The sequence below is a fragment of the Empedobacter sp. UBA1574 genome (genome assembly GCF_002322895.1).
Lineage (GTDB): Bacteria > Bacteroidota > Bacteroidia > Flavobacteriales > Weeksellaceae > Empedobacter > Empedobacter falsenii_B.
Genome location: NZ_DCOI01000044.1, coordinates 1 through 11185, shown reverse-complemented (window position 1 = coordinate 11185; position 11185 = coordinate 1). Strand labels below are relative to the sequence as shown.

Sequence of the window (11185 nt, the reverse complement as noted above, 5' to 3'; positions counted from 1 at the left end):
AAGTGGATTTTTTGTATTATATGAAACCGAGATGATTTAAAAAATAAACTATTTATATTAATAAACATAAAAAAGCCTCGCAATGCGAGGCTTTCCTATTGATAAATGAAATTCTATTATTTAACTTCTTCGAAGTCTACGTCTTCAACACCATCATTTTTTGCTTGACCTTGATCAGCTCCTGGTTGCGCTTGTGCACCACCTTCTTGACCTTCGTTCATTGCAGCATAAATTTCTTGTGAAGCAGCATTCCAAGCTGTATTTAATTTTTCCATAGAAGCATCAATTGCAGCAACGTCTTGAGCAGCGTGAGCAGATTTAACCTCAGCTAAAGCTTCTTCAATTGGTTGTTTTTTGTCAGCAGGAATTTTATCTCCGTACTCAGTCAATTGTTTTTCCGTTTGGAAAATTAACGCGTCAGCAGCATTTACTTTTTCAATTTTGTTTTTTGCTTCTTCGTCTTTTGCAGCATTTTCTTGTGCTTCTTTTTTCATTCTTTCAATATCAGCATCAGATAATCCAGATGAAGCTTCAATTTTGATTGATTGCTCTTTTCCTGTTCCTTTATCTTTTGCAGATACACTTAAGATACCATTCGCATCAATATCAAATGTTACTTCGATTTGAGGAACACCTCTTTGTGCTGGTGGAATATCTACTAAGTCAAAACGTCCGATTTCTTTGTTATCGTTGAATAATGGACGCTCTCCTTGACCAATTCTTAATGTTACTGCTGGTTGATTGTCAACTGCAGTTGAGAAAACTTCAGATTTTTTAGTTGGAATTGTTGTATTCGCTTCAATTAATTTTGTGAATACTCCTCCTAAAGTTTCGATACCTAAAGATAATGGTGTAACGTCTAATAATAATACGTCTTTTACATCACCTGTTAAAACACCTCCTTGGATAGCTGCACCAATTGCAACAACCTCGTCTGGGTTAACTCCTTTAGATGGTTTTTTACCGAAGAATTTTTCTACTTCTTCTTGGATTTTTGGCATACGTGTAGATCCACCAACTAAGATAACTTCGTCGATATCGTTGATTGATAAACCTGCATCAGATAACGCTTTTTTACAAGGCTCCATAGAACGACGTACTAAATCTTCTGTTAACTGATCAAATTTAGAACGAGTTAAAGTTTCTACTAAGTGTTTTGGTCCTGTTTCGTTAGCTGTAACGTATGGTAAATTAATTTCTGTTTGAGCAGAAGAAGATAATTCGATTTTAGCTTTTTCAGCAGCTTCACGTAAACGTTGTAAAGCCATTGCGTCTTTTTTCAAATCTACACCTTCTTTCGCTTGGAATTCAGAAGCTAACCAATTGATGATTGCATCATCAAAATCATCACCTCCTAAGTGTGTATCACCGTTTGTAGATAACACTTCGAATACACCGTCACCTAATTCTAGGATAGATACGTCAAAAGTACCACCACCTAAATCGTAAACAACGATTTTTTTATCTGAGTTTGCTTTGTCTAATCCGTAAGCTAATGCAGCAGCAGTAGGCTCGTTGATAATACGTTCTACTTTAAGACCTGCAATTTCACCAGCTTCTTTAGTTGCTTGACGTTGAGCATCGTTAAAATAAGCTGGTACAGTAATTACCGCTCTTGATACTTCTTGTCCTAAATAATCTTCAGCAGTTTTTTTCATTTTTTGTAAAATCATTGCTGAGATTTCTTGTGGAGTATAGTTACGTCCATCAATATCAACTGCTGGCGTATCATTGTTTCCTTTTACAACTGAATAAGGAACACGACCGATTTCATCTGCATCATTATTAAATTTAGTTCCCATGAAACGTTTAATAGAATAAATCGTTTTCTTTGGGTTTGTTACAGCTTGACGTTTTGCTGAATCACCAACTTTAATTTCTCCTCCTTCTACGAATGCTACGATAGATGGAGTAGTTCTTTTACCTTCTGCATTTGGAATTACAACTGGCTCGCTACCTTCCATTACAGAAACACAAGAGTTCGTTGTACCTAAGTCGATTCCGATTATTTTGCTCATATTGTTTAGTTATTTTTTATATTATTAATGATTTATTTTAAACTTTTACACATCATCAAAAATGATGCTACACCAGAATAGTCAATCTTTGTGCCAACATAAAAAAAATGACATCCAATAGATTTTAGATGTCAGGTTGTCAGATTATGATTAATGATTTGATTATTTATCGATAAAAAAGTCAGTTTATTGGTTGATAAAATGTCAGCGTTAAGTTATATACTTAAACTCAAACTTTATCTCAGTCTTAGTCTCAATCTCAATATTACCCAATCTTACTTCCGTTTTCAACTTTTCGTTCGGGATTCAAGAGAATAACATCATTATTATTTCCATAAACGCCCATCACGAGACATTCGCTCATAAAAGTGGCAATTTGTTTTTTCGGAAAGTTAACCACAGCCATTATTTGTTTTCCAATCAATTCTTCTTTGTTATAAAGCGATGTAATTTGTGCCGAACTTTTCTTGATTCCTAACGGACCAAAATCAATTTCTAACTGATAAGCAGGATTTCTTGCTTTCGGAAAATTATTTGCACTGATAATTGTCCCAATTCTCATATCAACTTTCTCGAAATCTTGCCAAGAAATTGTTTCAGTATTATTTTCAGGTTTTGGTTCTTCTTTTAGTTTATTCTCTTTATCGTAAATCGTTTGCAGAATTTTTTCTAAATCAGTTTTTTCATTCGCATATTTCGTTTTCATGTTATCTGGCATTCGGTTATAATACGTCAACGCTTTTTCGCCAAATTGTTTGATGTAAAAATTAGTCAATGGAGGAACGTTTGGAAATTGTTTATGAAAAATCATTTCTGTATACGCTTGCCATTCGCGTTCTTCTCGCAATTCAATTTGATTTTCGCCCGAACGCTGAAAAACATGTACCATTTCGTGCATCAAAACATTGGAAAGTAATACTAAATCAAAATCAAGAATATTACGCGGAACACGAATTGTAATTCCTGTTTTTTCTTCACCTTCTGCAGTCAATAAAAAACCTTTTGGATCGATTTCTTCTCGAAACGTAAAACCTGTAAAAGCATTATGTTTTAATTTCAATTCATCTAAAATTTCGTACAATGCTTCAACGATTAAGTGATTATTTTTTAAATAATTTATTCTTTCCTTAAATTTTTCTGTAATCATAGCTTTTTGGCTTATTTATCAAATATATAATCTTATTTTTGATATGTTTTAAAAATGACTATGAAGAAATTAGTACTATTACTTGGCTTGATCTCGATAACAACAAATGCACAAGTACTTAATAACAAACAAGAGTTTACGCGACAAGATTCGCTTCGCGGAACGAATAATGAATTCCGAAATTGGTGGGATGTTAAAAAATATAAAGTAAGTGTAGAACCAGATTATCAGTCAAAATCGATAAAAGGAAAAACGACAATTACGTTTGATAAAATTGCTCCTCAACAATCAGATTTATTGCAGATAGATTTACAAGATCCGATGATGGTTTCGGCTGTAAAATTGAATGGAAAGAAAATTTCTGATTTCAAACGTGATGGAAATGTTTATTTTATTAATGTCGGAAAAAATATCAAGAATACGTCGAATCAATTAGAATTAGAATACAATGGAAATCCTCGTGTTGCGGTGAGAGCACCTTGGGATGGTGGTTGGATTTTTGCGAAAGATGAAAAAGGTCGCGATTGGATGTCTGTTGCCGTGCAAGGTTTGGGTGCAAGTGCTTGGTTTCCGAACAAAGATTATTTAGGCGATGAACCAGATAATGGAATGGAATTGGAAATTATCACACCAAAAAATTTGGTAGGAGTTGGTAATGGACGATTAGTTTCTAAAAAAGAGAAAAATGGTAAAACAACTTCTACATGGAAAGTTGTTAATCCAATCAATAATTATAATATCATTCCTTATATCGGACATTATGTCAATTTCAAAGATACTTTCGAAGGCGAAAAAGGTAAATTGGATTTAGATTATTATGTGTTAGATTATAATATAGATAAAGCAAAATCGCAGTTTGAACAAGCAAAATTGATGTTGAAAAGTTTTGAATATTGGTTTGGACCTTATGCTTTTTACGAAGATTCTTTCAAGATTGTAGAAGCTCCGCATTTAGGAATGGAGCATCAATCTGGAATTGCGTACGGAAATAAATTCGAGAATGGTTATTTAGGTCGTGATTTATCAGGTTCTGGCTGGGGATTGAAATGGGATTTTATCATCGTTCATGAAGCTGGTCACGAATGGTTTGGGAATAATATTACCGAAAAGGATGTGGCAGATATGTGGATTCACGAAGCGTTTACGGCTTATTCGGAAACTTTGTTCACAGAAACTTATTATGGAAAAGATGCGGCAAGCGAATATGTGCGTGGAACGAGAAAGGCAATCCAAAATGATATTCCAATTATCGGCGTGTATGGCGTAAACCAAGAGGGTAGTGGTGATATGTACTATAAAGGTGCAAATATGATTCACACGTTGAGAACTTGGATGAATAATGATGAAAAATTCAGACAAATGTTGCGTGGATTAAACAAAGAATTTTATCATCAAACTGTAACTACAGAACAAATTGAAAATTATATTGCGAAGTTTTCTGGTTTAAATTTGAACGCTTTTTTCAATCAATATTTAAGAACAGTTAAAATACCGACTTTAGAGCTTAAACAAAATGGAAATAAAGTTGAATATAGATATACGAATGTGGTGGATGGATTTGCAATGCCGTTACATTTGAAAGATTCTGAAGTAACAATCAATCCAACGACTGATTGGCAAACAATTAATAATTCAACGATTACAAAAGCGATTGATGTAACAATTAATCCAAATTATTATATCGATACGCATATTATATATTAAAATTGAATGAGATATTGAAACGAGTTCAACACGACAGAGAAAGTTAACCTGAACTTGTTTCAGGTTCTCATCCAAAATGATTTATAAAATATTCCAAACAAATATCATCGGTTATTGAATGATGAAATTATAAATTTGTGACATGAAAAAATACATTGCATACGCAATCTTATCAGGATTATTATTAACAGCAGGTTGGCCATCGCACGGCTTTCCATTGTTATTATTTATAGGATTTGTACCCTTGATGTTGGCAGAACATCAAATCACTCAATGCGCAGAATTTAAGAAAAAAGGACGTAAAATTTTCGGACTTTCGTTTTTAGCTTTCTTTATTTGGAATGCGATTGTAATTTGGTGGTTGCATTATGCACAAGAAACGGACGCGAATGGAGATTTGCACAATTCGTGGAGCGCTTATTTGATTCCCGTTGTAGCGAATTCGTTGTTTATGTCAATTGTTTTTCAGTTGTATCATTTTGTCAAAACAAAAGCGGGTAATTTATATGGATTGGTTTTTCTTCCTGCGATTTGGATGAGTTTTGACAAACTAACCTTGAATTGGGAACTAACTTGGCCTTGGTTTAACCTTGGAAATGGTTTTGCAAAATATTACGAATGGGTGCAATGGTACGAATACACAGGAACTTTTGGAGGTGCACTTTGGATTTGGTTAGTTAATATTACGGTATTCTATTATTTGACGGCTTATATTAATAAGAAAGAAATGAGGTATCTAAACAAATTAGGTATTTATGCTGGATTATTAATTGCTGTGCCAATTGGTATTTCTTATATTATTTATGCGAATTACGAAGAAAAGGGAAAAGCACTTGATGTGTTAGTTCTTCAGCCAGATCTTGATCCATACAACGAAAAGTATATGAAAGATGGTTTGCAGATTTATGAAGAATTGAAACAATTGGCACTGAAAAATATTAAACCAAAAACTCAATTTGTTGTTGCACCAGAAACAGCCGTACCTGGATCATCTGCTTTGATTTTTGATAATATGTATGATGATTTAATTATACAAGACATTCAGCAATGGACAAAAACCAAAAAAGATTTACATTTTGTAACAGGAGCATCTATCATGCGAATTTATCCAATGCAATCTTTAGCATCGGAAACGGCTTCTGTTATGAGAGATGGAATTACGTGGTACGACGCTTATAACTCGGCTTTGCAGATAAGTGGAAACGATTCGATAGAAGTTTATCATAAGAGTAAATTAGTACCTGGAGTAGAAATTTTTCCATATCGAAACATTTTAATGCCAATTATTGGAGAATTTATGCTTAACTTTGGCGGCACAACAAAAACGTTGGGGATTCAACCTCATCGTTCTGTTTTCAAGAATAAAACAAACAACGCTACTGTTGCTCCGGTTATATGTTACGAATCTATTTACGGAGACTATACGACAGAATATGTGAGAGAAGGCGCAAATGTTATATTCACAATGACCAACGATTCTTGGTGGGGCTCTACCGATGGTCATCGTCAATTACTATTATATGGTAATTTGAGAGCTATTGAAAATAGACGCGCTATCGTTAGATCTGCAAATTCAGGTATTTCGGCTTTCGTTAATCAGCGAGGAGATATAATGAAGTCTTTACCATATGGAGAGCAGGGTGCCTTAAATGGTACAATTTTAATGAATAGTGAATTAACGTTTTATACAAAATATGGCGATGTAATCGCGAGGATAGCGCTGTTGGTAATGGGAATTATCTTGGCTTATACTCTTGCGCAGAAGTTGTTATATAAACAAAATAAGAAAAAAATATAAAATTAATAACCTAAAGAGTTGTATAAGTAATATATAATTTGTTACTTTGCACTCCGTTTAAAATAGGACAATACAAAATAAGATGTCAAAAATTTGTCAAATTACAGGTAAGAAGAGATTAGTGGGAAACAATGTTTCTCATGCTAATAATAAAACAAAACGCACTTTTGAAGTGAATTTGTTCAAAAAGAGATTTTTTATGCCAGAAACTGGTGAGTGGATTACATTAAGAGTTTCTGCACACGGTTTAAAAACAATCAACAAATTAGGAGTTGATGAGGCTGTTAAACGTGCACGTAAAGAAGGTTTAATCAAATAATTTAAGACACCATGGCAAAAAAAGGAAACAGAGTACAGGTTATTTTAGAATGTACAGAGCATAAAGAAAGTGGTATGCCAGGAATGTCTCGTTATATCACAACTAAAAACAAAAAAAATACTCCAGATCGTATGGAGTTGAAAAAATACAACGCAGTATTGAAAAAGTATACAATTCACAAGGAGATTAAATAATAAAATTTTAGACGATGGCAAAGAAAACGGTAGCAACCCTACAAACTGGGTCTAAAAAAATGACCAAAGTTATCAAAATGGTAAAATCTCCAAAATCTGGAGCTTACGTATTTGTTGAAAAAGTAGTTAACGCTGATGAAGCAGATTCTTTCTTCACGAAATAATCAAATCATCTCCTTAACAAAAAATATTTAAGGTTAATTGAGCTGCCTCGTTTTCAGGGCGGCTTTTTTATTTCCTTATATTTTATGTATCTTCGTACAAAATTTTAAGAAATTTAGCTTATTAATGAGTTGGTTCAAAAAGATATTAGGTAAAGAAAGCAAAGAAAAATTAGATGAAGGATTAGAAAAATCTAAAACTTCTCTATTTGATAAAATCAGTCGCGCTGTAGTAGGTAAATCTAAAGTAGACGATGAGGTTTTAGATGATTTAGAAGAAGTATTGATTTCTTCTGATGTCGGTGTTGAAACAACGATCAAAATTATTCGTCGAATAGAAGAACGTGTAGAACGTGATAAATATGTTTCGACTTCTGAGCTAGATTTAATTCTTCGCGAAGAAATTGCAGGCTTACTTTCCGAAAATAATATCGAAGATACAAATGGTTTTTCGATTCCAAAGAAAGATGTACCATATGTTATTATGGTGGTCGGAGTAAATGGAGTTGGTAAAACAACGACGATTGGTAAATTGGCTTCTCAGTTCAAATCACAAGGACTTAAAGTGGTTCTTGGTGCAGCAGATACATTTCGTGCAGCGGCTGTAGATCAATTAGTAATTTGGTCGGAGCGCGCAGGTGTACCAATTGTAAAACAAGCGATGGGTTCTGATCCTGCTTCGGTTGCATTTGATACCATTCAGTCGGCAGTTGCCCAAAATGCAGATGTTGTTTTGATTGACACAGCAGGACGTTTGCATAACAAAATTAACTTGATGAATGAGTTGACAAAAATAAAACGTGTGATGCAAAAGGTAATTCCAGATGCGCCTCACGAAGTTTTATTAGTGTTAGATGGTTCTACAGGTCAAAATGCTTTTGAACAAGCGAAACAATTTACACAAGCAACAGAAGTTTCTTCTTTAGCGGTTACAAAATTAGATGGAACAGCAAAAGGAGGAGTAGTAATTGGGATTTCAGATCAATTTCAGATTCCAGTTAAATATATTGGTGTTGGTGAAGGAATCAATGATTTACAAGCTTTCAATAAAATGGAGTTTGTCGATTCTTTTTTCAAACGAAATAATTAAGAAATTTAATTCCTATAAAAATATAAATCCTTCAAGTTTTTCTTGAAGGATTTTTTTATGATATAGTTTTAATAAATCACCTTAATATATTCTTTATAAAACTTTTTGTTTTTATTTTCTTTCTTCGAAATGGTTTTTAGAAACTCGTTTAAATATTCTCTAAAAGGAGAATCTTTCGCTAAAGCATCTTGTTTTTTGCTTGTCAAAATCTGAACAGTTCCATACATTTCTTCATCATTTTCTACACTCGATGCAATCAAAGTAAAAGTTTCATTTGATTCATTAATGATATTTTTATTTGACCAAACTAACAACGGTTGATTGTTTTCAGTGTACAAAACATTGTCCCATTTTCCTAACCAATCGTATAGCATTTTTTTCGTAACTAAAGGCGTTTGAAAACTTTCGACACGATATTCTGTCAACGAACGTTCGGCTTGCTCTTGCGCATATAATAAATTGAAACTTGTAAAAAGTGCGATAAAAAGAAATAATTTTTTCAAACTCAAAAATCTTGTTTAGCGTAAAGTTATCAAAAATAATTGCAATTCTTATGTAACTTATTTGTTCTTCATGCGTCATATAAATATACACTAACTCTTAATAGAAGAATTAACCATGAAGAAATTTTTTGTACTTGCTGTTACATTATCAGGAATTTTTGCTTTTGGACAAGATGAAAAGCAGGACTCAACCGACTATAATCCAATCGAAATAAAAGAAGTTTTAGTTCAATCGCAACGCAAAAAAATGTTTGCGGACAAAACAGTTTATACCTTCGATAAAGAAGCGTTGGAAAAAGCGCGTTACGCAAAAGATTTGTTAAATACGTTACCAGAATTACAAGTTGATCCAATTTCGAATACGATACAAAGTACAAAAGGTGGAACGACTTTGTTATTGATTAATGGAATTGAGGCAACAGATAATCAAATTCGTGCTGTGAAACCGCAAGATGTGGTGCGTGTTGAGTATTTTGATATTCCGCCAGCGCGTTATGCAAATCGTGCAGATCAAGTGGTGAATTTGATTACGCGTAATCCAGAAAATGGTTATGTATATGGTGCGGATCTCACTTCGGCGTTTACAACAGGTTTTATAAATGGTTCTGCTTATGCGAATTTTACGAAAGGAAAAAGTAACTTTGGATTAGAGTATAACATTTATCTGAGAGATTATAAAGATCGTACTTCGATGAATATTTATGATTATAACTTAAATAATATTCATTACAGAACAGAAAATCAGCGCAACGAATATTTTGGATATACGGATCAAACAATTGCATTGCGATATACCAATTCGGATTCGGATAAATATGCTTTTCAAGCAAAGTTGGATATGAATATCAGTTCGAGTTTTGCTTATGCGAATGGCACAAGTTTGTTCTATCAAAATAGTTTATTAAACAATCATTCAACCTATAAACATTCTAATTCTAATTATTCAAAACCAACATTAGATCTTTATTATTCGAGAAAATTAGGAAAGAAAGATGAGTTAAGTTTAAATGTAGTTGGATCGATGTATACAACGAAATCGATTGACGAAACGCGCGAATGGGAAACAATTTCTGGTGCTGAACAATATAATTATTTGACAAATTTAGAAGCTGATCAAAAAGGAATTGTAGGAGAAATAGCGTATACACATAGTTTCGAGAAAGGAAAATTAAATTCTGGTTATCGAATTTCGAATAATTCGATTGATAATAAATTAGAAAACTTGAATGGTCCTTCGAATAATAAAGTAAATTATTTAGAACAATATATCTATTCTGAATATTCTGGAAAAGCGAAAAAACTGTCGTATCGTTTAGGTGTTGGGTTGACGAATGTTCATAACAAGAATGAAGATACAAACACAGATACATGGACGTTTACGCCAAAATTAGTATTAGGTTACGAATTAGCGAAGAATCAAAATATACGTTTTTCGAGTTCATATAAGCCAACAAGTCCTTGGAATTCGGCATTGAGTAAAAACGTGATTCAGATTGTGGAAAATATTACACAAGAAGGAAATCCGTATTTAACCATTCAGAAATCGTTTGGAAATAATTTGATTTATTCCTTCAATTCAAAATATTTTGATTTAAATACAAACGCATTTTATTATTATACAAAAGATCCGATCAATCAATTGTATTTGCAAAATATCATCAATGGAAATGTAGAAGGGTATAAATTAACGTACGAAAATGCTCAAAATTCGCAACGTTACGGTGTTCAAATTACAGGTTCTATCAAACCTTTTGGAACGGATATTTTAACGGTAAAAGTGAATGTAGCACCAGCAACAGAGCGTTTTAAAACGAAAGATGGTAGAATTTTGAAGAATGATTATATCGGAAATTATTTTGCATTATCATCTGTTTACAAAAACTTTCGTGTAGATTATCAATTTAATATTCCGTATTATACGCTGGGCGGAGCATTGTTGTACACACAAGAAAACATGAACCATGCTTTTGCGAGTTATAAATACAATAATTGGACTTTTTCTACTGGAATGTATTGGATCGGCATGCCGTCGACTTACAAGCAAAAAACGATGGACAAACAATATGTAGATTATTCTCGTGTTGGGAAAATTTGGGATAATAAATCGATGTTTGTTGTTGGTTTGAGCTTTGATTTTGCTACAGGTAAGAAAACAAATATCAACCGAAAATTAGAAAATGAAACTGCAGGAGCTGCAACGTTTTAATAAATAAACAAAAAGAGAATCCTTAGGATTCTCTTTTTGTTTATT

Annotated in this window: 10 protein-coding genes; 7 read left to right on the top strand and 3 right to left on the bottom strand. The window is 33.0% G+C overall.

The window, feature by feature from the left end; all coding sequences use genetic code 11:
* Nucleotides 1–116 precede the first annotated feature (116 nt).
* Entirely contained in the window at nt 117–2018 is a 1902-nt protein-coding gene (dnaK, locus tag B3578_RS14335; protein WP_219034149.1) for a molecular chaperone DnaK, read from the bottom strand.
* Between the two features lie 265 nt (nt 2019–2283).
* On the bottom strand, nt 2284–2610 hold the full coding sequence (locus tag B3578_RS14330) for a tRNA-binding protein (protein ID WP_286483038.1): 327 nt from the start codon (nt 2608–2610) through the stop codon (nt 2284–2286).
* 615 nt (nt 2611–3225) lie between these two features.
* Here B3578_RS14330 and B3578_RS14325 point away from each other — a divergent pair.
* The 6 genes from B3578_RS14325 (at nt 3226) to ftsY (ending at nt 8431) form a co-directional block, all read left to right on the top strand.
* Nucleotides 3226–4869 carry a M1 family metallopeptidase gene (locus B3578_RS14325; RefSeq protein ID WP_291049791.1) on the top strand — a complete coding sequence of 548 codons (1644 nt, stop codon included), beginning with the start codon at nt 3226–3228 and terminating at the stop codon, nt 4867–4869.
* A gap of 142 nt (nt 4870–5011) precedes the next feature.
* Nucleotides 5012–6667 (top strand): apolipoprotein N-acyltransferase, encoded by a 1656-nt coding sequence (gene lnt / locus B3578_RS14320; protein WP_219034147.1) that lies wholly within the window; start codon nt 5012–5014, stop codon nt 6665–6667.
* Between the two features lie 82 nt (nt 6668–6749).
* On the top strand, nt 6750–6986 hold the full coding sequence (gene rpmB / locus B3578_RS14315) for a 50S ribosomal protein L28 (RefSeq protein ID WP_038337064.1): 237 nt from the start codon (nt 6750–6752) through the stop codon (nt 6984–6986).
* Between the two features lie 11 nt (nt 6987–6997).
* Nucleotides 6998–7180, top strand: coding sequence for a 50S ribosomal protein L33 (rpmG, locus tag B3578_RS14310; RefSeq protein WP_286495365.1), 183 nt, complete (start codon nt 6998–7000; stop codon nt 7178–7180).
* Nucleotides 7181–7194: 14 nt separating this feature from the next.
* Nucleotides 7195–7344 carry a DUF4295 domain-containing protein gene (locus B3578_RS14305; protein WP_084106961.1) on the top strand — a complete coding sequence of 50 codons (150 nt, stop codon included), beginning with the start codon at nt 7195–7197 and terminating at the stop codon, nt 7342–7344.
* Between the two features lie 124 nt (nt 7345–7468).
* On the top strand, nt 7469–8431 hold the full coding sequence (ftsY, locus tag B3578_RS14300; protein WP_114999036.1) for a signal recognition particle-docking protein FtsY: 963 nt from the start codon (nt 7469–7471) through the stop codon (nt 8429–8431).
* Between the two features lie 68 nt (nt 8432–8499).
* Here ftsY and B3578_RS14295 read toward each other — a convergent pair whose 3' ends face one another.
* Nucleotides 8500–8934, bottom strand: a complete 435-nt coding sequence (locus tag B3578_RS14295) for a hypothetical protein (protein WP_147279960.1) — start codon at nt 8932–8934, stop codon at nt 8500–8502.
* A 115-nt stretch (nt 8935–9049) separates the two neighbouring features.
* Between B3578_RS14295 and B3578_RS14290 the strand changes: the two genes are divergently transcribed.
* The gene (locus B3578_RS14290) at nt 9050–11140 is read left to right on the top strand and encodes an outer membrane beta-barrel protein (protein ID WP_291049779.1); all 2091 of its coding nucleotides are present in this window, start codon (nt 9050–9052) and stop codon (nt 11138–11140) included.
* Nucleotides 11141–11185 lie beyond the last annotated feature (45 nt).